The organism is Dongia sp., from assembly GCF_041909655.1.
GTDB lineage: Bacteria > Pseudomonadota > Alphaproteobacteria > Dongiales > Dongiaceae > Dongia.
This window is the reverse complement of record NZ_JAYRDA010000007.1, coordinates 175,664-201,545: the sequence shown is the minus strand read 5'-3', so window position 1 is coordinate 201,545 and position 25,882 is coordinate 175,664. Positions and strand designations below refer to the sequence as shown.

The following is a 25,882-nucleotide window of genomic DNA, read 5'->3' as shown; positions in this document are numbered from 1 at the left end:
CACATCACAGCAATCTCACAGGCTGCGAGATTCTTCTCACAACGGAACTGTCGCATTCTAAGCGCATTCTGATCCCCAGGAGTTGCACCGAGTCGAAAGGCTCCTGCGACTGCATTACGGGGACGACACATGATGACGCGTTGGGAAACGACCCGACGGACGGCGCTTTGCGCCGCTTCCGCAGTGATCTTTGCGGCCCAAATTTCCATGGCCGGCAGCGCCGCCGCCGACAGCATTGATGCCGGCAATCTTGCGCTCGGCTATCCGCTCGGCATTTCGCTTGAGGAATTCACCGCGATGCCGTTGCCCTTCGACGGCTTGCCCAAGGGTGCCACGGTGAAATGCGGCGACGATCCGGATTTGCGCCAGCGCATGGTGGGCTATGTGGCCGATAACGAGGCGCGCTATGAAAAGGTCGGCGTCAAAAGCTGCCGCGTGGTGGCGCCCGATCCTGCCAATCTCTCCTGGTGGCGCCCGGTCGAAATCGATGTCGACGGCGTCAAGGCCCGCATCCGTTTCGACTTCATGGAGGTGTCCGACGCCTCGAATGACGGTTTCGACGATACCGGCTTCAGCGACGCCCTCTATGGCGGCAACGATCTCGGCGCCGCTGGCGGCGGCTATGCCCTGGTCTCGGCGCGGTTGAGCCCGGTAAAGACCAAGGACGGCTACAAGCTGCTCGCCAATCTGAACCAGCGCCTCGGCAACCCCAAGGTCGTCAAGGACAAGGTCGAGGTAGCACCTGGCATATCCTTCACCATGCCGGTCCACACCTGGCGTACCGGGCCGGTCAGCGTCGCCGCCTGGGACCCCTCCGAGTTGGGGCATTACGACCTGGTTTTCACCCTGACCGATGCCAAGGCCGATCTCCAGGCCCGCCTCGACGACATCAACTGACGGGAAAATCGCGCTTTATCAGCGTGTTGCGCGAATTGTGGAAAGATCGGGGCATTGTGACCCCGGTCACTGCAAAGGGGATCGGGAACGCCTATATCAATAGTGTCGATGGATGGGCTTCCCTCCCTCCCATCGGGAGTTTCCCTAAGTTTGCGATTGAACTTTGCTACTTGAAAAGCAATCGGGTGCAACGGAATGACGGGTCGCAACGATCCTGTTCCAGCACCCCGCCGGCGGGCCATCCGCCCCCCTTAACTGCCCGTCGGCGCCCTCTTTTCTTTCCCTTTCCCCCTCTTTCCGTTTCCCACGACATCAAAACGTCATCAGCATGCCATCTTCGGGACAAGACGATCCTGTATCCCTCCCAGCCAATGAAACTGATTCCCGATTCGCAGGTGAAAGCATGAACGTCACCGCCAAGCGCGACGACATTTTCGCTTTGCCGGTCCTGATCAGCATCCGTGGCTGGTTCGGCCGGCCGCTGGTGCAAGTGCGCTGCGGCCTCAAGGCCCTGCAGGCACCGCGGCGGATGCCGCGCCCCGCCAACGATCAATAGAACGCGCTAGTTCAGCCCGTCCTTGATCCCATAACCGATATAGGCGCCGCGCAAGTAGAGCGGCCGCAGGAAGGGCAGCGGGAATTTCGGCGGCACGCGCCGGATGAAGTTCGGCCGCTGATCGTCCTGGCTGCCCATCATCACGCGCGCGGCGGCGCGCCCCGACCAGGTGCCCATGGCAACACCATTGCCGTGATAGCACATGGCGAAATAGATGCCCGGATGATCGTCCCAGGCGCCCACATGTGGCACCAGATCCTGCGCGAGACAGAGCAGGCCGGACCAGCGATGGGTGATCTCGACCTGGCGCCATGCCGGATAATAGGCCCGGAAAGCCGCCTCGATATTGTCCTGCTGCGCGCGCAGCTTGCCGGGTTCGGCGGAAAGGCCGCCGCGGCCGCCGAACATCATGCGCCCATCGGGCAGCAGGCGGAAATAATGCAGCAGATAGCGGATGTCATAGACCGGAATGGTGCTGGTCCAGCCCTGTTCCTGGCGTTCGGCTTCGGTGAGCGGCCGCGTCACCACGATCGATGAGAGGGCGGGCAGGATGCGCCCCGCGTAATCGGGATGCAGATCCTCACCCGTATAGCCAGCCGTCGCGATCAGCACCTTGTCGGCGCGCACGCGGCCGCGCTGGGTGGTGAGCACATGTTTCGCGCCCTCGCGCGCCCAGTGAATCACCTCGGCATTGGCGAAGATGCGCGCCCCGGCCTTCTCGGTAGCGCTCGCAAGGCCGGTCACATATTTCCAGGGATTGAGGCCGAAGCCCACCGGATTGGCGACGCCGGCATAGAGGCCCGGCGAGTTCATCCCCTGCGCCATCAGATCTTCTTTCGACATGAATTTCTCGGCGGCACCGAAAGTCCTAGCCATGAATGCGGCCTCTTCCTTCAACCCCTCGACCAGGCTCGGCTTGTGGGCGAGCGAGATTTCGCCGGTGCCGGTCTTGTCGATGTCGAGATTTTCGCGCTCGGCGATCTCGGCCACCAATTCCACGGAATCCTTCTGGCTGCGCCAGAAGCTCTGCGCTTCTTCGAGGCCGAATTTCGCGATCATCTTGCTCCAGGGCATCTTCGACGAGCCCATGCAGCAGAAGCCGCCATTGCGGCCCGACCCACCCCAGCCCGGATAGGCGCGTTCCAGCACGATGGCGCGGATGCCGTGATCCCTGGCCAGATGATAGGCGGCGGAGAGGCCGGTGTAGCCGCCACCGATGATGGCAACCTCCGTTTCGATATCGCCTTCCAGCGCCGGATAGCTCGGCACATCGGTCTTGGTCTCGCGCCACCAGCTTGGCACCGGTATCGCGGGATCGAGTGCGGTCGGATGATAGAGGTGTTTCATGATCTTACCCGTTCACTCCCAGCGCCCACCGCGTTCCTGATAAAACGCCGCGTCATAGGGATACCACCAGGATTGCAATTCCGCCTTGGGATCCATCATCACCATCTTCGACTGGCGAAAGGCATTGAGGCCGAGACGTGACAGAGCTCGGCCCAGGCCCGAGAGCTTCCAGCCGCCAAAGGGCAAGGCATCGTTGTCGCCCAGCACATTGTTGACCCAGACCATGCCCGCTTCAAGCCGGTCGATGGCCGCCATGGCCTCGTCCAGTTTCGCCGTGAAGATGGCGGCACCCAGGCCGAATTTGGATTGGTTGGCAAGCGCGATCGCCTCCTCGAAATCGCGGATGCGGATGATCGGCGCGACTGGCCCGAACATCTCGGCTTGCATCAGATCCATCTCGGGCATCACATCGGTGAGGATGGTCGGTTCATAGAACCAGCCGGTATTGTGGTCGGGCGGCACGCGGCCGCCGCAGGCGATCTTCGCGCCCTGCACTACCGCCTGATCAACGAGGCGCATCACCTTCGCGCGCGCAGCTTCCGAGACCAGCGGCCCGATCTCGACATTCTTCAAGCCGTTGCCGATCCTCAGCGCCCTGGTCTTGGCGATCATCGATGCGACGAAGGCATCATGCACCTTCTCATGGACGAAGATGCGCTCGGTCGAGGTGCAGATTTGGCCGGAGAGATGGAAGGCGCCGGTCACTGCCGCCGCCGCCGCGATATCTGGATCGGTCGAGTCCATCACGATCATCGGATCGGACCCGCCGGCCTCGATGACGCAGGGCTTGAGCAATCGCCCGCAGGCCGCAGCCACCTCGCGGCCCGCTTCCACCGAGCCGGTAAAGGCGACGGCCCCGATGCGCGCGTCGGCAATGAGGGCCTGGGCGGTATCAATGCCGCCGGTGACGCAGGCGACCAGCCCCGCGGGCAGCACCTTGAAATTTTCCATGAAGGCCAGCGTCGAGAGCGAGGTCGCCGGGGCCGGCTTGATCACCACGGCATTTCCGGCAGCAAGCGAGGCCGCCACCGTGAAGGCCATCAGGATGATCGGAAAATTATAGGGAACGATATGGCCGGTGACACCATAAGGGTACCAGCGCGCGTATTGCAGCGATCCAGGCGAGGTGGGGGCCGCGACGAAGCCGCCATCCTCGCGCGCCAGTTCCGCGAAATAACGGAAAATCGGGGCGACGTTCATCAACTCGCCCGCCGATTCGGTAAAGGGCTTGCCCATCTCGCGCGTCATCAATTCGGCGGCCGGGCCGGCCGTTGCCGCTTCCATCGCATCGGCGAGGCGATGGAGCGCCCCGGCACGCGATTTCCCGTCCAGCGCCGCCCAAGCCTTCTGCGCGACGACAGCTTTCTTCAGCACCTCGTCCAAAGCCGCCGGCGCACATTGCGCGATGCGCCCGACGACGGAAAGATCGGCCGGGTTCTTTACCTCGGTCAACGGCGCATTTTTCGCCGCCACGTAATCATTGGCGACGAAGATCTGGCCGGCGGATGGATCGAAGGCGGGCATGGCGGGACTCTCTGCAATACTGTCATGGCCCGCGCAGGCGGGCCATCCACGAGTTTGTGGGCAACTGAAGACAACTCGTGGATCCCCCGCCTTCGCGGGGGATGACAAGAAGAAGTATCAACGAATCATATAGACCTTGCGCACGGTCTCGTGCACACGGCAGGTGCCTTTCCAATCCTGCGGAAAGAAGGCGATCGTGTCGGGATAGATCTCGATTACCTCGCCGCTTTCATGGGTGTAGGTGCAGCGCCCCAGCATGAAATGGCAGAACTCGTCGCGGGTCACGTGGCAGTTCCAGAAGCCCGGCGTGCAGATCCAGATGCCGGTCTCGTTCTCGCCATTAGGACCTTTCGAGAGCAGCACGCCCGAGGTCATGGACTGGCCTTCGATCATGGTGGGGATCGGGCCCCAATCCTTGACCTCGGTGACGGATTTCGGGTTGTAGATGACGGGTGTGGTCACGGCTCGTTTACTCCTATCGCAGCATATAGACGTTCCGCAGGGTCTCGTGGACCGTGCAGATGCCGGTCCAGCCGGCGGGAAAATGAACGCAGGTGCCGGGACGAACTTCGATCACCTCGCCGTCGTCGCGCACATAAGTCGCACGCCCGCCGATAAAGTGACAGAACTCGTCGCGCGGGATCGAGAGTGGCCATTTCCCGGGCGTCACCACCCAGAGGCCGGTCTCCGGCGAATTGCCGCCGACGCTGGTATCCGGCCGCTTGAACAGCAGCCGGCCGGAAGAACGCGACGGTCCTTCCAGGCAATCCGGCTGTTCGCCCCAATCGGCAAGATCGTCGAAGGTCTCGGCGTTGTAGATATGCGGCGCCGATGAATCGAGTTTCGATTTGTTGCTCACGGTTTGAACGTCCCGGTATTGGCGATCTCGGCCAAAATATTGGCGGCCTTCTCGGTGCCCTTGGCGGCCTGCATGTGCTTGGCCACCTCGTTCAAGCGCTGCTTCATCGCCTTGTCCTTGAGCAACCGGTCGATCGTGGCGGAGAGTTGTTCCTCGGTCCAGGTATAGCGCGGCAATTGCTCGCCATAGCCGGTATCGTGGATGCGCGCCGCGTTGTCGAGGCCGTCCCAGCAGAACGGCATGATGATCGCGGGCTTCCCGAAATAGAGCGCCTCGTTGAAACTGTTATTGCCGCCGTGATGGATGAAGAGGTCCACATGCGGAATGACCGCCGGCTGCGGATACCAGCTTTCCAGATGCACGTTGCCGGGAACATCTTTGTACTCGCCGATGTAATCGCCGACATTCATCAGGAAGCGGTAGGGGAGTTTCGCAAAGGCCTTGATCAGGTTTTTGTAGAGATCGACATCGGCCGCGCCCAGCGAACCATAGGAGACATAAATGAGCGGCTTGTCGTTATGGAGCGCGAAAGTCGGCACGGTATAGCTGCCCTCATCACGCACACAGCCCTCGAGATATTGGAAGCGCTTCGGATCCAAAGGAGTCCGGCGCTTGAAGGCGAGCGGCTTCGGATAGAGCAGCAGATTCATGGTGGGCGAGGCCTCGAAGAATTCGCCCAGCGGATAGGGCGCATGGCCCTGACTCGCCAGGAATTCGTTGAAGCGCGCATGGGTGGGCTTCACCAGATCGAGGAAGCGGTCCTCGAAGGCCTTGAAACCGGCCTTGTCGTTCTCGTGGCAACCGGAGAGATGCGGCGGAATGTCGGGGTCCGGGATCTCATTTTCGGAACAGGAAATGATGCGCACCCAGGGACAGCCCGCCTTCTTGATCGCCGGGAACAGGATCACGTTATCGACCGCCACCAGATCCGGCTTGATGCGCTTCAAATGCGCCTGCAGGCCTTCTTCCGCGATGATGGCGGAATCGACGATCGCTTCCCAGACCGGGATCACATAGGTGGGCAATTGGTCGATCGGCGAGAGGCGGAAATGCGGCTGCTTCTCGGCGATGAAATTCGCCCAGAATTTGGCGATCTCCTCATCCGACATGCCACCCGACATGTCGACCAGGTTTTCCTCGAAGCCGTATTTTTCGAAGACACCCTTGAAACCTTTGTCGCAGACGAAGACCGGGTTGTGGCCCATGCTCTTCAGGCGCTGCGCGATGCCCACGCAATTCAAGGCCGGGCCAAAGGCTGCCTCCGGAAACAGGACGATCGTCTTCCCCATATCTCTCTCCCTCACACGCGAATTCTATTCGGACAGTGTCAAACCTTCGGCATCACGCCGACAGTATCAAACCCGTCGGCGTCAAGCCGACAGTATCAAACTATGCGCCGCCGGCCAGTCGCACCAGACTCGCAGGCCTTGGGCGAAATCGGCGCTCTGCGGATTGGCGGCCGGCACGCGGGCGATCAGCGGCGCGGCGCGCCCGGCCAACTTCAGATGCAGGATGAGATCCTGGCCGAGATAGGCAAGACCATCGATCTCGGCCGCGAAGACACCCGGCTGTTCCTGGAGATAAAGCTGCACCCGTTCCGGCCGTACGGCCAGACTTGCGCTGGCGCCGAGCTCGATCTCGGCGAGGTTGAGGGCATCGAAGGTGCCAAGATTCGGCACGGCGAAACCATCGGCCTGGCGCATGCCGTCGAGGAAATTCATCTGGCCGATGAAATCGGCGACGAAGCGTGAATTGGGGCGCTCGTAAAGGGCGCGGGGCGCATCCAGTTGCGCGATGCGGCCGCTGCGCAGCAAGGCGATGCGGTCTGCCATGGTGAGGGCTTCTTCCTGATCATGAGTCACGACCAGGAAGGCGATGCCGGTTTCCTGCTGCAGGCGTTTCAATTCGATCTGCATCTGCTCGCGGAGTTTCTTGTCGAGGGCCCCCAAAGGCTCGTCGAGCAGCAGCAATTTCGGCCGCTTCACCAGCGCGCGCGCCAAGGCCACGCGCTGCTTCTGGCCGCCGGAAAGCTGCGCGGGCTTGCGCTTTGCGAGCGCCGTCAATTGCACCAGCGCCAGCACCTCGTCGACCCGGCGCGACAGCTCCGCCCCGCGCACCCCTTCCATCTCCAGGCCATAGGCGACGTTGCCCGCCACATCCATATGCGGAAAGAGCGCATAGGACTGGAACATGAGATTGATCGGCCGGCGATTGGCCTTCACGCCGGTGATGTCGATTCCATCCAGGATGATGCGTCCCTGATCCGGCACCTCGAACCCCGCGATCATGCGCAGCAAAGTGGTCTTGCCGCAGCCCGACGGGCCCAGCAGCGCGAAGAATTCGTTCTGGCCGATGGCAAGGTCGATCTTGTCGACCGCGGCGATGGGGCCGAAGCTTTTCGAAACGCCGGCGACTTCGAGGAGCGCGCTCATGCCGCCACCTCACGATTCAAGCGCTGCGACAGGAAGATGAGAAAGAACGAGACGAGCAGCACGATGGTGGCCACCGCATTGACGTCCGGCGTCACGCCGAATCGGATCATGGCATAAATCTGCATGGGAAAGGTGATGGAGGAGGCGCTGGGGCCGGCGGTGAAATAGGAGATGATGAATTCGTCGAAGGAGAGCGTGAAACCGAGCAAGGCCGCCGCGATGACGCCGGGGGCGATCACCGGCAGAGTGACGCGGCGAAAGGTGGTGATTTCGCTGGCACCGAGATCGATCGAGGCCTCGATGATCGAGCGGTCGAAATGCTTGAAACGAGTCCGCACGACCACGCAGACGAAGGAAATCATGAAGGCCGTATGGCTGAGGATCACCGAATGCGCACCCAGGGTCAGCTTGATCAGCGAATAGAAACTGAGGAGCGATATCGCCATGACGATGTCGGGAATGATCATCGGCGCCGAGATCAATGCCTCGGTCACGATGCGCGGCCGGCGCTCTTCCAGCCCCATGGCGAGCAGGGTGCCGATTACGGTCGAGATGATTGTGGCCACCGCCGCGATGAAGAGCGAATTGCCGACCGCCGAGAGGATCTTCTCATTGGCCAGCAGCTTTCCGTACCATTCGAAGGAGAAGCCGGTCCAGACCGTGGGCAGACCCGCCTTGTTGAAGGAAAGCCCGACCAGCACCAGGATCGGCACATAGAGGAACACATAGACCAGGACCAGATGTGCGCCCAGCCAGCGGCGGATCATGACTGTTCCTCCCGCTCGCGCCGGTTGATGAGGATCGCCTGGCCGGTGAGGAGCGCCATCATGATGAAGATGACGATGGCGGCGATGGCCGAACCGAAGGGCCAGTCGCGGGCGGTGAGGAATTGATCGTAGATGAGATTCCCCAGCATGGTGCGCTTGCCGCCGCCCAGGAGATCGGGTGTCACGAAATTGCCGACCGAGAGCACGAAGACGAAGACCGACCCCGCCGCGATGCCGGGAAGCGTCAGCGGCAAGGTGATGCGGCGGAAGGTGGTGAAGGCGCTCCCCCCCAGATCGGTGGATGCTTCGCGCAGATCCGGCCCCAGTTTCGAGATCGAGCTGAACAGCGCCAGAATCATGAACGGCATATAGCCATAGGTGAGGCCGACGATGATGGCAAAATCGTTGTAGAGCAGCGGCAGCGGCGCATCGATAATGCCGGCACCCATCAGCATCCGGTTGATGAGGCCCTCATTGTTGAGCATCACCATCCAGGCATAGGTGCGGATGAGGTAATTGCTCCAGAGCGGCAGCATCACCAGGATGAGGAGCGCCATCTGCCGGCGCTTGGGGCTGAGGGCGATGCAATAGGCGGCGGGATAACCGATCAGCAGCGAAAGCAGCGTGGTGATGCCGGCGACCCGGGCTGAGTTCCAGAAGACCGCGGCATAAAGCGGGTCGGCGGCGCGGAGATAATTCTCGAGCGTGAAGATATAATCGATGCCGCCGTAAACGCCGCGCTCAAAGACGCTGTTGGCGAGAATCAGCAGGCAGGGGATCACCAGCAGCAGAACGATCCAGGCAATGCCCGGACCGGTCAGGATGATGCGTCGCGAAAGAACCATGATGATCCCAAATCAAGCACAGGTATGGCGGAACCGACGCGCCGCGCGTCCGGGCCCCGTCCCCACAGGCCCCATAACGGGCGCGCAGGTTCCGCCAAACTGATGCCATCGTCAGTTGGTGGTGATTTCCGTCACCGTCTTCGACCACAATTTCTGGCCGTCGCCGAGATCGCGCAACTGTTCGAATTTCAACAGTTCCGCGGGCGTGATGCCCATATTCGGATACTGCGCGACAAGTGCCGGATCAACGCCGTCCATGGCGGCCTTGTTCGGCACTTTGTAGAAGAAGCTCTCGGCAACCCAACGATGATTCTCTGTCTTCAGGACATAGTTGATAAACGCCTGGGCCGCTTCCTTGTTCTCGGAAGCCGCGGTCACGACCATGGTGTCAACCCACATGTCGCTGCCTTCCTTCGGGACCACGTATTTGATCGCCGGGTTCTCGGCGATGCCAAAATTGCACCAGCCGTCCCAGGCCTCGACCAGCGAGGCTTCGCCCGAGACCAGCTTGGTATAGAAGGTGGTATCGTCATAGGCCAAGAGCGTCTTCTTGGTCTCGATCAGCAGATCCTTGGCCTTGGCCAATTCGCCTTCATCCACCGTATTGATGGAATAGCCCAACGACAACAGAGCCGGCATCATCAGCCAGCGATCGGTCGCCAGCATGGTGGTCTTGCCCTTCAAGGCGTCGGCCGGCTTCAGCAAATCGTTCCAGCTGGTAGGCGCTGTGGTGACAATGTCGCTCCGATAGCAGAGGCCGGTGGTGCCCCAGGCATAGGGGACCGAATATTTGAGGCCGACGTCAAAGCTGAGCTTCATGGCCTCGGGATAGAGATTGGCAAGATTGGGGATCTTGGCATGATCCAATTCGGCGGCGAGGCCGAGATTGTAGAGCGCCTCGCCGAACTGGCTCGACACGAACAGCACGTCATAGCCCTTGCCGCCCGAGGCGACGACCTTGCCCATGATTTCTTCATTGGTGGCATGAACCGTCATTTCGGCCTCGATGCCGGTCTCCTTGGTGAAATTCGCCAGGAGATCAGCCGGCATGTAGCCGTCCCAATTGGAAATGACGATCTTGCCCTCGGCGCTGGCGGCGCCGGCGAGCGATACCAAGAGCGCACAGGTCGCTGTGCCCAGCATCTTCTGGATCATGATATGAAGTCTCCCTGTTTGGCCTACTGTTTTGCCTTGAGCAGAGCTTTCCCGCCCCTTGGCTCGGCAGGCCAGTAGCATCGGGGGTCGGCCTCCGGGCCGTCAAGCGGGAAAATGAAAAATGGGTTGACTATTTTCACTGAAATGATCTGAACTCAGTCCCGCATTCACCCAAAAGGCGTCGGTCGATCGCAGGCATGCCCAGAAATACCCAGGCGACCAAACCCACGGAAAAATCGGCCAAGGCTCGGCACGGCAAGGTTGATGTGCCGCCCACCAAGATCGCGGATCTGTGGCTGGGCCAGCATCTGCGCGGCCTCCGCAAGATGCACGATCTGTCGCTGGAACAACTGGCGGAACGCTGCGGCCTTTCCGTGGGCGCCCTCAGCCAGATCGAGCGCGGCATCACCTCGCCCACCATGCGCTCGCTGCGGCGGCTTTCCGAGGTCTTCAACGTGCCGATGTCGCAGCTCTTCCACGAAGGCGATCTGCCGCCGGTCGAGGAACTGGGCCGCATCGTGCGCGCGCAGGGCCGCCGCGTGCTCAGCCTCAACACCAGCGGCGTGCAGAAGGAATTGCTGACACCGGCTGCCAATGGCGCCCTTGAAATCTATCTCGTCACCATTTCCCCCGGCGGTTCCTCGGGCCCGGAGCTTTACACCCACAAGGGCGAGGAAGGTGGCTATGTCATGAGCGGCGAGATGCTGCTGGAGATCGAATCCCGCGAATTCCACCTGAAGACCGGCGATTCCTTCCGCTTCAAAAGCCAGACCCCGCACCGCTTCGCCAACGTGACCGATGAGGAAACGGTGGTGGTCTGGACCAACGTGGTCGGCTAGCACCGCCCCTCACCCCAACCCCTCTCCCCATTTCATGGGGCGAGGGGCTTAAGAGCAAGCTCGGTGGAGACTCCCTCGCCCCGCTTGCGGGGAGAGGGCAGGGGTGAGGGGCCTTCCAGGCTTCCATCTCATTTTGAGAGAGTCTAATCTCGCGCCATGCAATCCTCATGCGATCTTGTCATCATCGGTGCCGGCGCCGCCGGTCTTTCTGCGGCCCGCGCCGCAACCCAAGCCGGGCTCAGCGTCGAGCTGGTGGAGGCGATGGACCGCATCGGCGGCCGCGCCTATACCGACCAGGCGAGCCTGCCGGCCCCCTTCGACCATGGCTGCCAATGGCTGCATTCGGCCGGCATCAACCCCTTCACCAGGGAAGCGGACCGGCTCGGCTTCCGCTATTGGACCGATCCCTTCGTGATCCGCATCCATGACGGGAAATGGTGGCTCAACGATCAAATCGTCGAGGAATACAGCGCCTTTATGGAGGCCACCTACGACCGCATCGAAGAAGCGGCCAAGGCCGGTGACGACCGCGCGGCCAGCAACTTCATCGATCGGACGAGTCCCTGGGCGGCACTCTTCGCCCGCAATTACTGCGGCTATGTGGCGGCCGCCCCCGAGCATTCCTCGACCTACGATACCGGTCGCTTCCGCAACACCCATGAGGATTGGCCGGTCGAGAACGGCTATGGCGCGCTCATCGCCGCCACCCATGCGGATGTGGACGTCAATCTCGCCTGCCCGGTGAAATCGGTGGATTGGGGCGGCGACGAGATCATGGTCGGCACCAGCAAGGGCATGATCTTCTGCCGCGCGGTGCTGGTCACCTCCTCGATCACCACCTTGCGCGAAGAGCGCATCAAGTTCTTCCCGCAGCTCCCGGCCTGGAAACGCGATGCCATCGGCCGGATCGAGATGGGCTATGCCGAGAAAGTGGCGTTCTGGTTCAAGCGCGATCCTTTTCCCGGTCTCGGCATGCATTTCGCCATGTTGAACTGGCCGGATGCCCCCGATGCCGCCTTCCAGGTAAAACCCTATGGCCGACCGATGGCGACCATGTTCGCCGGCGGCCATTTCGCCCGCGATCTCTTCGCGCAAGGCGAGGAAGCCGCCATCGCCGAGGCAAAAACGCTGCTGGCCAAGGTCTTCGGCCCCGAGATCCTGCGCGAGATCGCTGGCGTCAAAGCCACGCAATGGGTCGCCAATCCCTGGATCGGCGGCGGTTATTCGGTGCTCGCCCCCGGCGGCGGCGAGGCGCGGGCGGAACTCGCCCAGCCCATCGACGGCAAGATCTTCTTCGCCGGCGAAGCCACCTCGCGCGACGCCTTCTCCACCGCGCATGGCGCCCGTCAGAGCGGCATCGATGCCGTGACCGCGATCGCGAACGCCTTGCGCGCGGTTTAAACCGCGTCCTGCTGGACAGGAATGGCGCCGCTGCCGTATCAACGGCGCGGGAAATCCATATCGACCCAATCACCTCTTTCAAGGGAAAGCAGCAACATGGCTTCGAAGAAACTCGTCCGCATGACCCAGGACGGCCCGGCAGGCAAAGGCTTGAAAAAGGGCGGCGTCACCACCCTCGGCAAGGTCGTGGCCGGCAACCCGGTCGAATCGTCCCATAACTATTTCACCGACAAGAGCGGCAAGTTCATGACCGGCGTCTGGGAATGCGAAAAGGGCACGCTGAAGCTCAGCTCCTATCCCTTCGACGAATATTGCCACATCCTCAAGGGCGAGGTGCATATCACCGACCAGAAGGGCAATACCGAGATCTTCAAGAAGAGCGATCACTTCTCCATCGCCAAGGGCTTCAAGGGCACCTGGCACATGCCCAAGACCGTGCGGAAGTTCTACACCATCTATCTCGACAAGACCGCCTGAGCCTCGGTCCTCGCGGCTGAATTCAAGGGCGCGGGTCCTGAACCCGCGCCCTTTTGCCATCCGCGCCGACGGAATGTTAGGATGGCGTCATGGGGGCAGGGGAAACGCGGCAGCCATGAAGAAATTCTACGGCATCTTGATACCGCTGGCACTGCTCCTGGCGGCCCTGGTTCTGCGCCAGCAGGATCCCTATGCCATCCAGCAATTGCGCAACCTGGTCTTCGACAATTACCAGCGCCTCAGCCCCCGCCCCTACGATCCGACCCTTCCCATCCGCATCGGCGATATCGACGAGAAAAGTCTCAATCACTTTGGCCAGTGGCCATGGTCGCGCGCGCAAATAGCGGCGGTCGTCGACCGCCTGCGGGAATTGGGAGCCGCCACCATTGCTCTCGACATCATTTTCGGCGAAACCGACCGCACCAGCCCGCGCGCCATTGCCGCCACCCTGCCCGCAGATGCCCGCTTCGACAACGCCCGGCAAATGATGGCGGGCCTGCCCGATCCCGATCAAATTCTGGCGGATGCCATCGCCCGCGTACCGACCGTTGTTTCGTTCGCCGCGATGCATTCCGATCCGTTGCGGGTGCAATCTCCTCCCCTCACCAAGTTCGGCTATTCCTTTTCCGGCGACGATCCCCACGGCGTCGTGCCCTCCTATCCGTTCTGGATATCGACTCTGCCCATCCTGCAAAAGGCGGCGGCGGGGGTGGGTGCGGTCAATTCCGATCCGGACAGGGACAGCATTGTGCGTCGCGTTCCGATCTTCGTGAATCTACCGATACCGGAAGAACCGATACCGTTCCGGCCTACGCTCGCGGTGGAAGCTCTGCGCGTCGCGCAAGGGCAGACGACCTACCAGGTAAAGGCAAGTAGCGGCAGCGGCGAGAGTGTCCTCGGCAATATCGCGGGAATCAGCCGGATCCGCATCGGCCAGGCCATTGTGCCGACCAATACCAACGGGTCGATCCTGCTCTATGACACTGGCCATGAACCGCAGCGCTATTTCTCTCTTGCCGATCTCTGGAACGACAATTTCGATCCCGGCATCGTTGCCGGGCGCATTATTTTCGTCGGCTCGACCGTGCATGGGTTACGCGATTTCAAGGCAACGCCACTTGCCGGTGACATGGCCGGCGTTGAGATTCACGCCCAGATCGCCGAGCAGATTGTAAGCGGATCCTATCTGCAGCGCCCCGTCTGGGCTGGCGATCTCGAATTCCTGGCCCTGCTGCTGCTGGGCCTGGTTTTGGTCGCTCTCGCCCAATTGCGTTTCGCGCTGCTTGGCTTTGGCGTCGCGATTGTCGCCATCGCCGGTGCCTTCGGAACATCCTACTATTTCTTCGTCACGAAAGGCTTCCTGCTTGACCCGCTTTACCCGGCCGGCACCGCCTTCCTGATCTTCGTTGCCGCCACGCTGATCGGCTTCATCCGAACCGAACGCGAGAAAGCACAGGTACGCGGTGCCTTCTCGCTCTATCTCTCGCCGGTGCTGGTCGACCGGGTCTCGGAGAATCGCGAGAAGCTGAAGCTGGGCGGCGAGAACCGCCCTCTCACCGTGATGTTCTGCGACATCCGCGGCTTCACCAAAATGTCGGAAGGGCTCGACCCGCAGCAGCTCACCCATGTCATCAACCAGTTCCTGACGCCGATGACCGGCATCATCCACCGCCACAGCGGCACCATCGATAAATATATCGGCGATTGCATCATGGCGTTCTGGAATGCACCCCTGGACATCGCCGCGCATGAGCGCAAGGCCGTCATGGCGGCCTATGACATGCGGGCGGAACTGATCCGCCTCAATGAAACCCTGGCCGCGGAAGCAAGAACCACCGACGCCAGGCCGGTCACGATCCGGGTCGGCATAGGCCTCAATACCGGCATCGCCTGCGTCGGCAATATGGGCTCGGAGCAACGTTTCAATTATTCGGCCCTGGGCGATACCGTCAACATCGCCTCGCGCCTCGAATCACTCTCGCCCGCTTACGGCCTCGATCTGGTGATCGGCGAGGAGACGGCGGAGGCGGTGCCGGATTTCGCCCTCCTCGAAATCGACCAGGTGCGCGTCAAGGGCAAGAACCGGCCGGTGCGGATCTACACCGGGTTGGGCAACGAAGAGGTCGCGGCCACCAACTCCTATCTCGTCTTGAAGCCGCTCCACGAGAAGATGCTCGCAGCCTACCGCGCGCAGGATTGGGACGCGGCGGAGATGGCTTTGACAGCCGCGCGCGAAGCGGCACCCGAGCAGCTCAGCGCACTCTACGATCTATACGCCGAGCGCATCACCGCTTACCGCGCGGCACCGCCACCGGAAGATTGGGACGGCGTCTTCGAGGCGCGCTCGAAGGCGGGGTGAACCGCGTCAGCCCTCGATGTCGAGCGCATACCCCGCCGAGCGGACGGTGCGGATGAGATCCGGCATGCCTTCGAGGTTGATCGCCTTGCGGAGGCGTCGGATATGGACGTCGACCGTGCGCGGCTCGACATAGATATCCCGGCCCCAGACATGATCCAGGAGCTGTTCGCGCGAAAAGACGCGGCCCTGGTTTTCCATCAGGAACTTCAGCAGCCGGAATTCGGTCGGTCCCAGATGCAGATCGCGGTTGGCGCGGCGCACGCGATGGGTCGCGAGATCCATCGAGAGATCGGCATAGGTGAGGTTCTCTTCGCCGGATTGCGGCCGGGCGCGGCGCAGGGCCGCCTTGGCCCGGGCCATCAGCTCGGAGGGGCTGAAGGGCTTGGTCACGTAATCGTCGGCGCCGGTCTCCAAGCCGCGAATCTTGTCCGCCTCCTCGCCCTTGGCGGTCAGCATGATGATGGCAGCACCCTTCAAATCCGGCATGCGGCGGATCTGGCGGCAAACCTCGATCCCGGAAACCAGCGGCAGCATCCAGTCGAGGAGAACTAGATCGGGTGTCTCTTCCCGCGCCTTCACCAGGGCTTCCTCGCCATTCACGGCTTCCACGACCCGGTAGCCCTCGGCTTCCAGGTTGTAGCGCAGCAAGGTGAGCAAGGCTGGCTCGTCCTCGACCACGAGGACCACGGGCTTGGCACGCTGATCACTCATCGGTTCGCCTCGCAGGACGTCCGCGCGCCGGGATCTTTCGGAGATGGCGCGCTCAGGCATTGATCGCAACATTGGTCGTATCTCCCTTCGGGCGCGTTTCGTCAATGGGTTTGCCATGGACGAGGAAATGCACCGTTTCGGCGATATTGGTCGCGTGATCGCCGATGCGTTCGATGTTCTTGGCGATAAACAAGAGATGGGTCGAGGCGCCGATATTGCGCGGATCTTCCATCATGTAGGTCAGCAATTCGCGGAACAGCGAATTATACATCTCGTCGATGCTCTCATCCGACCGCCAGGCGGCGATGAGGCCTTCCGCGTCGTCATCGGCATAGGCCGAGAGCACGGCGTTGATGAGTTTCACCGCGAGATCGCCCATGCGCGGGATCGAGCTGGTGGGCTTCAGGGGCGCCTGCTGGTTCAATTGCAGCGCGCGCTTGGCGATGTTCTTGGCGTAATCGCCGATCCGTTCGATATCCGCCGAGATCTTGATGGCGGCGATCACTTCGCGGAGATCCTTGGCCATCGGCTGGCGCAAAGCGAGAACCTTGAGGGAATCCTGTGCCACCTGCATCTCGAGGGCGTCGATACCCTTGTCGCTCTCGATCACCCGGACCGCTTTTTCCGAATCGCGCTTGGCAAGGGCCGAGATCGCGTCAACGAGCTGCGCCTCGGCACGGCCGCCCATGGCCAGGATCTGTTCGCGGAGGCGCCGCAATTCCTCGTCGAAGCTCTTAACGATATGGTCGGTGGCTTTGCTTGGCATGGTCTTCTTGCTCCTCAGCCGAACCGGCCGGTGATGTAGCCCTGGGTCCGTTCGTCCTTCGGGCTGGTAAAGATCTGCTCAGTATCGCCCCATTCGATCAATTGGCCGAGATGGAAAAACGCGGTCTTCTGGCTGACGCGGGCGGCCTGCTGCATGGAATGGGTGACGATGACGATGGTGAAATTCTCGCGCAATTCGTCGATCAGTTCCTCGATCTTCGCGGTAGCGATGGGATCGAGCGCCGAACAGGGCTCGTCCATCAGAATGACCTCGGGGCTGACCGCGATGGCGCGGGCGATGCAGAGACGCTGCTGCTGGCCGCCGGAAAGGCCGGTACCGGGCTGGTCGAGCCGGTCCTTGGCCTCGTTCCAGAGACCGGCGCGCGTCAGGCTCCATTGCACGATCTCGTCCAATTCAGCCTTGCCCGCCCCCATGCCGTGGATGCGCGGGCCATAGGCCACGTTGTCATAGATCGATTTCGGGAACGGGTTCGGCTTCTGGAACACCATGCCGATCCTGGCCCGGAGCATCACGACGTCGAGGCTGGGATCGTAGATGTCCTGGCCGTCGAGCGCGATCTCGCCGCCCACGCGGCAGCCCTCGATCACGTCGTTCATGCGGTTGAGGCAGCGCAGGAAGGTCGACTTGCCGCAGCCCGACGGGCCGATCAGCGCCGTCACCATGCGTTCCGGAATCTCCAGATTGACGTCGAACAAGGCCTGCTTCTGGCCGTAATGGACCGTGACCTTGCGGCCGGACATTTTGGAAAGGCTGGGCGAGATGGCGTTCATGGGTCTAGTCCTTACCAGCGCCGCTCGAAGCGGCGGCGAACGAAGATGGCGATGGCATTCATGGCGATGAGGAAGGCCAGCAGCACCATGATGCCGGCGCTGGTCTTCTCGATGAAGGCGCGTTCCGGGCTGTCCGCCCAAAGATAGATCTGGACCGGCAGCACGGTCGAGGGATCGGTGATGCCGCCCGGCACGTCGACGATGAAGGCGACCATGCCGATCATGAGCAGCGGCGCCGATTCACCCAAAGCGCGGGCAAGACCGATGATGGCGCCGGTCATGATGCCGGGTGTCGCCAGCGGCAGGACGTGGTGCAGCACCACCTGCAAGGGCGATGCGCCGATACCATAGGCCGCCTCGCGGATCGAGGGCGGCACGGCTTTCAAGGCGGCGCGGGTGGCGATGATGACCGTGGGCAGCGTCATCAGCGACAGCACCAGGCCACCCACCAGAGGCGCCGAGCGCGGCATGCCGAAGACGCCGAGCAGAACCGCAAGGCCCAGCAGGCCAAAGACGATCGAGGGCACCGCGGCGAGGTTGTTGATATTGACCTCGATGAGTTCGGTCGCCCGGTTCTTCGGCGCGAATTCCTCGAGATAGATGGCGCTCATGACACCCAGCGGCAGTGCCAGCACCACCGTCACCAGCATGGTGAAGACGGTGCCCATGAAGGCGCCCAGGATGCCGGCCTGTTCGGGTTCCCGCGAATCGCCGCTGCTGAGGAAGGTGGTGTTGATGCCGGCACTCAGGCGGTCTTCCGCCACCAGCTTGTCATACCAGGCGATTTCCTGATCGGTCACCACGCGTTCGGATTCAGGGAGGTTCCGGTCGATGAAACCCTTGTGCAGCATGTCGATATTGTCGTCGGCAGCGACCGTGAAGCGCTGTGTCGTGCCGATGAGAGCCGGATCGGCGAGCACCGCCTGGCGGATGACGTCGCCGGCGCTGTTCGAGACCAGGGCATAGAGGTTGCGGCGGTCGCCGCGGCTGGTCACATCCGGGAACATGTCCTTCAGGCTGTCTTTGACCAGGCCCTGGTAATCCGCGGCCATCAGCGTCTCGGGATCGGTCTTGCCGTCGACCGCGATCTTCGCTGGATCGAGCATGACGTCGAGCGAGATCGAGGTCTGATAGAAGGCGGTATAGCCGCGCCCGATGATCGAGACCAGCAGCACCGCCAGCATGGCGATCGCCGCCAGCACGGCCAATTGGCCATAGAGCTTGAAGCGGCGCTCGGCGGCATAGCGACGCCGGATCCAGGTCTGGCTCAAATTCGGCCGCCGGTTCGGCGAGGCTTGATCGTTGACGGGCATGGCGCCGGCCTTGCGGGATGCGTCACTCATATTGCTCTCGGTATTTTTTGACGATGTGGAGGGCGACGATGTTGAGGATCAGCGTGACCACGAACAGCACCAAACCGAGCGCGAAAGCCGCCAGGGTCTTGGGGCTGTCGAATTCCTGATCGCCCACCAGCAGGGTGACGATCTGCACGGTGACCGTGGTCACCGCTTCCAATGGATTGGCGGTAAGGCGCGCGGTGAGACCCGCCGCCATGACGACGATCATCGTCTCGCCGATGGCGCGGCTGACCGCGAGCAGGACGCCGCCCATGATGCCGGGCAGGGCCGCCGGCACCACCACCTGGCGGATGGTTTCGGATTTGGTGGCGCCCAAGGCATAGGCGCCGTCGCGCAGGGATTGCGGCACGGCATTCATGACGTCGTCGGAGAGCGACGAGATGAAGGGAATAATCATGACGCCCATGACGAGCCCGGCGGCCAGGGCCGATTCGGAGGCGACATCGAGGCCGATTGCGGCACCGGCGCCGCGCACCAGCGGCGCCACGGTCAAGGCCGCGAAGAAGCCGTAGACCACGGTCGGGATGCCGGCCAGGATTTCAATGAGCGGCTTGGCCCAATTGCGCACGCGCTTGCCGGCGTAATCGGAGAGATAGATCGCCGCCATGAGGCCGATCGGCACCGCCACCACCATGGCGATGACGGTGATGAGGAGCGTGCCGGCGAAGACCGGGACCGCGCCGAAGGCACCGGTCTGGCCGACCTGATCGGCGCGGATCGCCATCTGCGGCGACCATTGCAGGCCAAAGAGGAACTCGATCGGCGAAACCTTGGCGAAGAAACGCAAAGCCTCGAAGACCAGCGACAGCACAATGCCGACCGTGGTGAGGATCGACAGCAGCGAACAGACGATGAGCAGCACCATCACCGCCCGCTCGACCGCGTTCCTGGCACGGAACTGGGCGCTGATATGGCGCTGCGCCCAGGCAAGGCCGATGGCAGCTGCCGCGAAGGTAGCGGCGGCGATGGCCGCCCAGATGACGTCGCGGCTGGTATCGCTGGGCATGCTGCGCACGACGAAGATGCCGACCAGCAGGGCGACGGCACCCGGCAGAAAGGCGCCGAGGCCGACGAAGAGGCCGTGATAGCCCGGCAGCGAATGCAATTGCCGCGTCTGGCCGCCGACACTGACGAAGGCGCGGCGCCGGCCGAGCTGGAAACCGATCGAGCTCAGCGCGAGGAGCAAGGCCGCCGCGGCCCAGGGCAGCAAGGCGGCCGCCGGCCCCAGATCGAGTCCGGCGCCCAGCGAACTTGCAATGGGAAGAGCGGCCAAAGCGGCGGCTTCCATGGCGTCGTGTTCCGGGGCGGGCATCGGGATCATGCCCTTGTCGGCGAGATAGCCTTGCGGGCCGGAGGCGCGGTCGGACATGAATTCGGCGACGAATTCGCCGAGGCCCGGCACGATTTCGAGATGCTGCTTCTTCACATAGATGAAGAGCTTCCGCGCGACCTTGTACTGGCCGCCGATGATGTTCTCTTCGGCCGGCGCGACGCCGTCGATGGCGCTGCCCTGCAGCCGGTCGAGATTGTCGGCAAGGAAGGAATAGCCGAGGATGCCGAAGGCCGCCGGATTGCCGCTCAGCTTCTGGACGATGAGGTTGTCATTCTCGCCGGCATCGACATAGGCGCCATCCTCACGGAGCGATTGGCAGGCGGCCTTCTGCGCATCCTTGTCGGCGATCGCCGCGATTTCCGGGAAAGCGTGGCAGGCCGGTTCCATCACCAGTTCCAGGAACGCATCGCGCGTGCCGGAGGTGGGCGGCGGGCCGAGAACTTCGATACGGTCGGCCGGCAGGGCCGGGTTGATCTCGTTCCAGTTCCGGTAGGGATTGGGCACCAGCACGCCATCCACCGGCACGTTCTTGGCCAAGGCGAGATAAAGATCGCGCAAGCCGAGCGCGCGGGCGGGCGCTTCCCGGGAACTGGCCAGCACGATGCCGTCATAGCCGATCTCGACCGGGACGATCTCGGTGACGCCATTCGCCTTGCAGGTCTCGATTTCGCTGTCCTTGATCGGGCGCGAGGCATTGGCGATGTCGGGATAGCCGTCACCCACGCCGGCGCAGAACAGCTTGAAGCCGCCGCCGGTGCCCGAAGCTTCCACGACAGGCGATTTGAATGCGCCTTCGCCGAAATGCTCGGCCACCGCGGTCGAGAAGGGATAGACGGTCGAGGAACCGACGATATGGATCTGGTCGCGGGCATCGGCCTGGGCGGCTGGCCCCAGAAGCAGGGCGAAAACCAGGGCGAAGGCCCCCGGCAGGCTCAACTTGGCCACCCGCTTCGCGGGATGCGACACAATCTGTTCCGAAGCTGGGTTCCGGCTGCCGTATCGGGCCATGGTCGATCTCTCTTGCCTGTCTTGACCGGCTAAGTACGACACTAATGTTACAGCTTGATGAACCTCAAAAACACGATCTTTATCAATCGGTTAATTACGATTGAAGCCGTCCGGCGCTTGACTTCCTGCCCCGGATTCGGCGACTTTGCCGACCAATGTCAGCACCCGGAGGGAAAGGCGCCATGGCTTACGACACCAACAATATCTTTGCGAAGATCCTGCGGGGCGAGATCCCCAATCAGACCGTCTATGAGGACGATCATGTCCTGGCCTTCCGCGACATTCATCCCAAGGCCAAGGTGCATGTGCTGGTCATTCCCAAGGGCGCCTATGAATCCTACGAGGATTTTTCCGCCAAGGCTTCGGATGCCGAGATCGTCGCCTTCACCCGCGCCATCGCCAAGGTCAGCAAGCTGGCCGGCATCGGTGTGACCGGCTACCGCGCCATCGCCAATACCGGCGCCGATGGCATGCAGGAAGTGCCGCATTTCCATATCCACCTGTTGGGTGGGCAGCGCATCGGCGGCATGATCACCCTGCCGGAATGAAACACCTGTGAGCGCAGCTCACGCGCGACACCTGTGAGCGCAGCTCACGCGGCGCGCTAGAAATCGTCGATTGTCGGCGGGCAAGATAGCTGGCACCAAGCGCCTGCGTTCCGTTCCTTTGGAGTTCCGCCATGCTGACCCTTTATGACAGTGCGATTTCCGGCAATGCCTACAAGGTGCGGCTGCTGCTCTCCCAGCTTGGCCTCTCCTTCCGGCGCGTCGAGAAGAATGTCGATGACGGTTCGACGCGCACGCCGGAATTCCTGAAGGTCAACCCCATCGGCAAGGTGCCGGCGATCGTGCTGGAGGACGGCACGCCGCTCGCTGAATCGGACGCCATTCTCTATTACTTCGCCGAAGGGACTCCCTTCTGGCCGGCGCAGAAACTGGAACGCGCCCAGGTCCTGCAATGGATGTTCTTCGAGCAATACAGCCACGAGCCCACCATCGCCGTGGTGCGGCATTGGGTGGCTCATCTTGGGAAGACGGCGGAGACCGAGCCCTTGCTGCCGGTCAAGACAGCCGGCGGCTACCGCGCCCTCGACGTGATGGAGGGCCATCTCGCCCGGCATGAGTATTTTGTCGGCCATCGCTACACGATCGCCGACATCGCCCTCTACGCCTATACCCATGTGGCGCATGAAGGCGGCTTCGATCTTGGGCGCTATCCAGCGATCCAGGCCTGGCTCGCGCGCGTGGCCGCACAGCCCGGCCATATCCGCATCACGGATTGATCAAATTGACGATGTCGAAACTGACGACGATCGCATTGTCTCTGGCGAAGACGACGCATTTGTCGCCTTCTGCTTCGCACAATCGCAAGGCGCGACGAACGTAGTATTCGGTACTAAAACAATGGCGAACGTCCGCACACACTGAATATCCTCCGGGAAGTCCGGTCTGGCTTACGACATAAGCGCCAGGCTTCACGATTTCCAACAATTCAACATAAGCAAGATAATCCGACCAAGTTGTCTGGCTGATCAACAACGTCTCATCAGGCCCTAATTCGATGCCGGTCGGTTGCGGCAGGGTCTCTTCTGGTTCCAATTCGATGCCGGTCGGTTGCAGCAGCGTCTCATCCGATTCCCATTCGATGCCCGTCGGTTGCGGAAATAGCTCAACCGGCCAAGTTTCGGTGCCCGTTGGTTGCGGCAACGGCTGGCAGCCGAACGTCATGATGCTGGCGATAAGCGTAGCAGCCGATCTTCGGCTGATGAGACGGTTACGCTTTGCCGACGCGGCCATTCTCAATCGACGATTTCGTAATCGACCTGGATCGAAGTGCCCTGGGCGAAGACGACGCATTTCATGCCGGCACTCTCGCACAATTCGATCGCCCGCTGGGTCGAGCTGCCCGGGCGGCAGCGGTCATCCGGGCAATAGGAATAGCCCGAGGTGAGGCCGTTCTCCGAGACCACGAAGGCGCCGCCGCCCAATCCCATCACGCGCTTATATTCCAGGAAATTGTCCCAGACGTTCTGCGTGATCTGGATTTTCTCGTCGGATGCCATATGGGTCCGGCCGACCTGCGGCTGGCAGGCGGTGAGAGAAAGCACGGTGAAAACAAGGAAAGACAATGCCGGAAACGGCATCTTGCTCGACATATTGCGCCCCCAATAAGTCTATCGAGGGAAAAATAGTCGCATATTCCGATTACAAGACCAAGCCTTGATGCAGCCCCGTCAGCGATAGGGATCGGCCGCGTCGCGCAAACCGTCGCCGAGGAAGTTGAACGCGAGCACCACCACGATCACCGGCACGATCGGCAGCATCAGCCAGGGATAGAGGGCCACCACATTGATGTTCTGCGCCTCGTTGAGGAGCACGCCCCAGGAGGTGATCGGCGGCCGGATGCCGAGGCCGAGGAACGAGAGCGCGGTTTCGCCCAGGATCATGCTGGGAATGGCGAGTGTCGCCGAGGCGATGAGATGGCTCATGAAGCTCGGCATCAGATGGCGGAAGATGATGCGCGAGGGTTTGGCGCCCATCAATTGCGCGGCAACGCAGAAATCCTCCTCGCGCAGCGAGAGGAGTCGCGAGCGCACGGCGCGCGCAAGGCCGGTCCAATCGATGAGGCCGAGGATGATGGTGATGCCGAAGAAGACCAGCATCGGCGACCAGTGGACCGGCAGGATCGCGGCGAGGGCCAGCCAGAGCGGCAGATGCGGGATCGAGCGCAGAACCTCGATCGTGCGCTGCAGCAGATCGTCGACCCAGCCGCCGTAATAACCGGCAAGGCCGCCGAAGACGATGCCGAGGAAAAAGCTCACCGCGACGCCGAAGAGGCCGATGGTGAGCGAGATGCGCATGCCGTAGAGAATGCGCGAAAGCATGTCGCGGCCCAACCGGTCCGAGCCCAGCAGGAAGAACGGCGTCTCGGCATCGGGCGGACAGACCAGATGGGAATCGGCCTCGATCAGATTCCAGAACTTGTAGGAATCGCCCTTGCAGAAAAAGCGGATCGGCCGCGGATCGTCGGTCTTTTCGGTATAGATCCGCTGCAGATCCTCCATGTCGAGCCGGTAATCCAGCGCATAGACGAAGGGCCCGACGAATTCGCCTTCATGGAACCAGTGCACGTCCTGCGGCGGGGTATAGATGTAATCGACATTGCGCGAATGCTGCCCATAGGGCGCCAGGAATTCGACGCAGAGGATCGCCCCATACATGGCGAGGAGCACGATGCCGCAGAAGATCGCGACCTTGTGGCGGCGGAAGCGCAGCCACATCATGCGCCATTGCGACGCCATGTAGATCTTCTCGAGCGCCGGATTGAGGCGCTCGACGTCATAGGGATCGAACGGTTTCTGGCTGACGAAATGCGGCAGCGTGCTGCCGCGGGTCGCCGGCTGGCCTTGCGTGGTATCGGTCATTTCTCGGCTCCCGCGCCCAGCCGGATCCGGGGATCGAGCAGCGCCAGCAGAATATCGGAGATGAAAACGCCGATCACGGTGAGAAAGGCCATGAACATCAGGAACGAACCCGCCAGATACATATCCTGCGACCGCAGCGCCGAGAGCAGCATCGGCCCGGTGATGGGCAGCGACATGACCACCGAGACGATGACCGAGCCGGAGATGAGCTCGGGCAGCAGACTGCCGATATCGGCGATGAAGGGATTGAGCGAGATGCGCAGGGGATAGCGCACCAGCAATTTCATCGGCGGCAGGCCCTTGGCTCGCCCCGTGGTCACATATTGCTTGTTGAGCTCGTCGAGGAGATTGGCGCGCAGGCGCCGGATCATGCCGGCGGTGCCGGGCAGGCCGATCACCAGAACCGGCACCCACATATGCTCCATGATGCTCCAGAACTTCGCCAGCGACCAGGGCTGGCCGACATAGGCCGCGTCCATCAGCCCGCCGATCGAGGTACCGAACCAGATATTGGCGAAATAGAGCAGGATGAGCGCGATGAGGAAGCTGGGTGTCGCAAGGCCCAGATAGCCGATGAGCGTGAAGAAATAGTCGAAGAAGCTGTATTGATGGGTGGCCGAATAGACCGCGATCGGAAACGAGACGATCCACACGAAGAGAATCGAGGCAATCGACACGATCACGGTCAAGGCGAGACGGTCACCGACGATATCCGAGACCGGCTGGTTGTATTCGAAGGAATAGCCGAGATCGCCGAAGATGAGCCCGCCCTTGATATGGGTAAGGCCGTCCCATTGCCCGAACAGCCAGCGCAGATATTGGACGTGAAAGGGCTGATCGAGGCCGTAGAGGGCGCGCAGATTCTCGATCTGGTTCTGGTCCATGTTCTCGCCGCGCGCCTGCAATTCGGCGAGCGTCGTTTCCAGGAAGTCGCCGGGCGGCGCCTGGATGATGACGAAGATCAGGAAGCTGATGATCAGGAGCGTCGGCACCATGACCAGCACGCGCTGAATGAGATAGCGAAGCATGTTGG

26 protein-coding genes and 1 pseudogene are annotated in these 25,882 nt (G+C 62.0%); 8 read left to right on the top strand and 19 right to left on the bottom strand.

Features of this window, described 5'->3' with window-relative positions; translation table 11 throughout:
* Positions 1-129: 129 nt before the first annotated feature.
* Both ACE3PR_RS16010 and ACE3PR_RS16005 read left to right on the top strand, forming a co-directional pair.
* A complete protein-coding gene (locus ACE3PR_RS16010) occupies positions 130-897 on the top strand; it encodes a hypothetical protein (RefSeq protein WP_374373913.1) in 768 nt (255 codons plus the stop codon).
* A 403-nt stretch (positions 898-1,300) separates the two neighbouring features.
* On the top strand, positions 1,301-1,453 hold the full coding sequence (locus tag ACE3PR_RS16005; RefSeq protein ID WP_374373911.1) for a hypothetical protein: 153 nt from the start codon (positions 1,301-1,303) through the stop codon (positions 1,451-1,453).
* Between the two features lie 6 nt (positions 1,454-1,459).
* Here ACE3PR_RS16005 and ACE3PR_RS16000 read toward each other — a convergent pair whose 3' ends face one another.
* From ACE3PR_RS16000 to ACE3PR_RS15960, 9 genes are all read right to left on the bottom strand, one after another.
* Complete coding sequence (locus tag ACE3PR_RS16000) at positions 1,460-2,800, bottom strand: NAD(P)/FAD-dependent oxidoreductase (RefSeq protein ID WP_374373909.1); 1,341 nt, start codon at positions 2,798-2,800, stop codon at positions 1,460-1,462.
* Positions 2,801-2,812: 12 nt separating this feature from the next.
* A complete protein-coding gene (locus ACE3PR_RS15995; RefSeq protein WP_374373906.1) occupies positions 2,813-4,324 on the bottom strand; it encodes an aldehyde dehydrogenase in 1,512 nt (503 codons plus the stop codon).
* 117 nt (positions 4,325-4,441) lie between these two features.
* Positions 4,442-4,786 (bottom strand): cupin domain-containing protein, encoded by a 345-nt coding sequence (locus ACE3PR_RS15990; protein ID WP_374373903.1) that lies wholly within the window; start codon positions 4,784-4,786, stop codon positions 4,442-4,444.
* 13 nt (positions 4,787-4,799) lie between these two features.
* Complete coding sequence (locus tag ACE3PR_RS15985; protein ID WP_374373900.1) at positions 4,800-5,183, bottom strand: cupin domain-containing protein; 384 nt, start codon at positions 5,181-5,183, stop codon at positions 4,800-4,802.
* The gene (locus ACE3PR_RS15980; protein WP_374373897.1) at positions 5,180-6,472 is read right to left on the bottom strand and encodes a nucleotide disphospho-sugar-binding domain-containing protein; all 1,293 of its coding nucleotides are present in this window, start codon (positions 6,470-6,472) and stop codon (positions 5,180-5,182) included. Before ACE3PR_RS15980 ends, ACE3PR_RS15985 begins: the two co-directional genes overlap by 4 nt.
* Positions 6,473-6,553: 81 nt before the next feature.
* Positions 6,554-7,615 carry an ABC transporter ATP-binding protein gene (locus ACE3PR_RS15975; RefSeq protein WP_374373895.1) on the bottom strand — a complete coding sequence of 354 codons (1,062 nt, stop codon included), beginning with the start codon at positions 7,613-7,615 and terminating at the stop codon, positions 6,554-6,556.
* Positions 7,612-8,382: an ABC transporter permease gene (locus ACE3PR_RS15970; RefSeq protein ID WP_374373893.1), complete on the bottom strand. Its 771-nt coding sequence runs from the start codon at positions 8,380-8,382 to the stop codon at positions 7,612-7,614. Before ACE3PR_RS15970 ends, ACE3PR_RS15975 begins: the two co-directional genes overlap by 4 nt.
* Positions 8,379-9,227, bottom strand: a complete 849-nt coding sequence (locus ACE3PR_RS15965) for an ABC transporter permease (protein ID WP_374373891.1) — start codon at positions 9,225-9,227, stop codon at positions 8,379-8,381. Before ACE3PR_RS15965 ends, ACE3PR_RS15970 begins: the two co-directional genes overlap by 4 nt.
* A gap of 111 nt (positions 9,228-9,338) precedes the next feature.
* A complete protein-coding gene (locus ACE3PR_RS15960; protein WP_374373889.1) occupies positions 9,339-10,382 on the bottom strand; it encodes a spermidine/putrescine ABC transporter substrate-binding protein in 1,044 nt (347 codons plus the stop codon).
* Between the two features lie 197 nt (positions 10,383-10,579).
* Here ACE3PR_RS15960 and ACE3PR_RS15955 point away from each other — a divergent pair, with 197 nt between their 5' ends.
* The 4 genes from ACE3PR_RS15955 (at position 10,580) to ACE3PR_RS15940 (ending at position 15,458) form a co-directional block, all read left to right on the top strand.
* Positions 10,580-11,221, top strand: a complete 642-nt coding sequence (locus ACE3PR_RS15955; protein WP_374373887.1) for a cupin domain-containing protein — start codon at positions 10,580-10,582, stop codon at positions 11,219-11,221.
* 156 nt (positions 11,222-11,377) lie between these two features.
* Entirely contained in the window at positions 11,378-12,622 is a 1,245-nt protein-coding gene (locus ACE3PR_RS15950; RefSeq protein ID WP_374373884.1) for a flavin monoamine oxidase family protein, read from the top strand.
* A 96-nt stretch (positions 12,623-12,718) separates the two neighbouring features.
* The gene (locus ACE3PR_RS15945; RefSeq protein ID WP_374373882.1) at positions 12,719-13,099 is read left to right on the top strand and encodes a cupin domain-containing protein; all 381 of its coding nucleotides are present in this window, start codon (positions 12,719-12,721) and stop codon (positions 13,097-13,099) included.
* Positions 13,100-13,214: 115 nt separating this feature from the next.
* Positions 13,215-15,458 (top strand): CHASE2 domain-containing protein, encoded by a 2,244-nt coding sequence (locus ACE3PR_RS15940; RefSeq protein ID WP_374373880.1) that lies wholly within the window; start codon positions 13,215-13,217, stop codon positions 15,456-15,458.
* A gap of 6 nt (positions 15,459-15,464) precedes the next feature.
* Here ACE3PR_RS15940 and phoB read toward each other — a convergent pair whose 3' ends face one another.
* From phoB to ACE3PR_RS15910, 6 genes and pseudogenes are all read right to left on the bottom strand, one after another.
* Positions 15,465-16,169, bottom strand: a complete 705-nt coding sequence (gene phoB / locus ACE3PR_RS15935) for a phosphate regulon transcriptional regulator PhoB (RefSeq protein WP_374373876.1) — start codon at positions 16,167-16,169, stop codon at positions 15,465-15,467.
* 52 nt (positions 16,170-16,221) lie between these two features.
* Positions 16,222-16,935 (bottom strand): phosphate signaling complex protein PhoU, encoded by a 714-nt coding sequence (gene phoU / locus ACE3PR_RS15930; RefSeq protein WP_374373874.1) that lies wholly within the window; start codon positions 16,933-16,935, stop codon positions 16,222-16,224.
* 14 nt (positions 16,936-16,949) lie between these two features.
* Complete coding sequence (gene pstB, locus ACE3PR_RS15925; RefSeq protein ID WP_374373872.1) at positions 16,950-17,726, bottom strand: phosphate ABC transporter ATP-binding protein PstB; 777 nt, start codon at positions 17,724-17,726, stop codon at positions 16,950-16,952.
* Between the two features lie 11 nt (positions 17,727-17,737).
* Positions 17,738-19,069: a phosphate ABC transporter permease PstA gene (pstA, locus tag ACE3PR_RS15920; RefSeq protein WP_374373870.1), complete on the bottom strand. Its 1,332-nt coding sequence runs from the start codon at positions 19,067-19,069 to the stop codon at positions 17,738-17,740.
* Entirely contained in the window at positions 19,062-20,294 is a 1,233-nt protein-coding gene (pstC, locus tag ACE3PR_RS15915; protein ID WP_374374018.1) for a phosphate ABC transporter permease subunit PstC, read from the bottom strand. The genes pstA and pstC overlap by 8 nt, the downstream gene beginning before the upstream one ends.
* A 159-nt stretch (positions 20,295-20,453) precedes the next feature.
* Positions 20,454-21,425 (bottom strand): annotated as a pseudogene (locus ACE3PR_RS15910) (substrate-binding domain-containing protein); the annotation flags it as partial.
* 182 nt (positions 21,426-21,607) lie between these two features.
* Between ACE3PR_RS15910 and ACE3PR_RS15905 the strand changes: the two are divergent.
* Together ACE3PR_RS15905 and ACE3PR_RS15900 are read left to right on the top strand one after the other, a co-directional pair.
* The gene (locus tag ACE3PR_RS15905) at positions 21,608-21,973 is read left to right on the top strand and encodes a histidine triad nucleotide-binding protein (RefSeq protein WP_374373868.1); all 366 of its coding nucleotides are present in this window, start codon (positions 21,608-21,610) and stop codon (positions 21,971-21,973) included.
* A 131-nt stretch (positions 21,974-22,104) separates the two neighbouring features.
* Positions 22,105-22,707: a glutathione S-transferase family protein gene (locus tag ACE3PR_RS15900; protein ID WP_374373862.1), complete on the top strand. Its 603-nt coding sequence runs from the start codon at positions 22,105-22,107 to the stop codon at positions 22,705-22,707.
* On the opposite strand, the gene ACE3PR_RS15895 is transcribed toward ACE3PR_RS15900, so the two are convergent.
* From ACE3PR_RS15895 to ACE3PR_RS15880, 4 genes are all read right to left on the bottom strand, one after another.
* Positions 22,697-23,221, bottom strand: coding sequence for a hypothetical protein (locus ACE3PR_RS15895; RefSeq protein ID WP_374373860.1), 525 nt, complete (start codon positions 23,219-23,221; stop codon positions 22,697-22,699). The two genes, ACE3PR_RS15900 and ACE3PR_RS15895, sit on opposite strands and share 11 nt — an antisense overlap.
* Positions 23,222-23,223: 2 nt before the next feature.
* Complete coding sequence (locus ACE3PR_RS15890; protein ID WP_374373858.1) at positions 23,224-23,580, bottom strand: hypothetical protein; 357 nt, start codon at positions 23,578-23,580, stop codon at positions 23,224-23,226.
* Between the two features lie 78 nt (positions 23,581-23,658).
* Positions 23,659-24,849 carry an ABC transporter permease gene (locus tag ACE3PR_RS15885; protein WP_374373856.1) on the bottom strand — a complete coding sequence of 397 codons (1,191 nt, stop codon included), beginning with the start codon at positions 24,847-24,849 and terminating at the stop codon, positions 23,659-23,661.
* Complete coding sequence (locus ACE3PR_RS15880; RefSeq protein WP_374373854.1) at positions 24,846-25,877, bottom strand: ABC transporter permease; 1,032 nt, start codon at positions 25,875-25,877, stop codon at positions 24,846-24,848. The genes ACE3PR_RS15885 and ACE3PR_RS15880 overlap by 4 nt, the downstream gene beginning before the upstream one ends.
* Between the last annotated feature and the right edge of the window lie 5 nt (positions 25,878-25,882).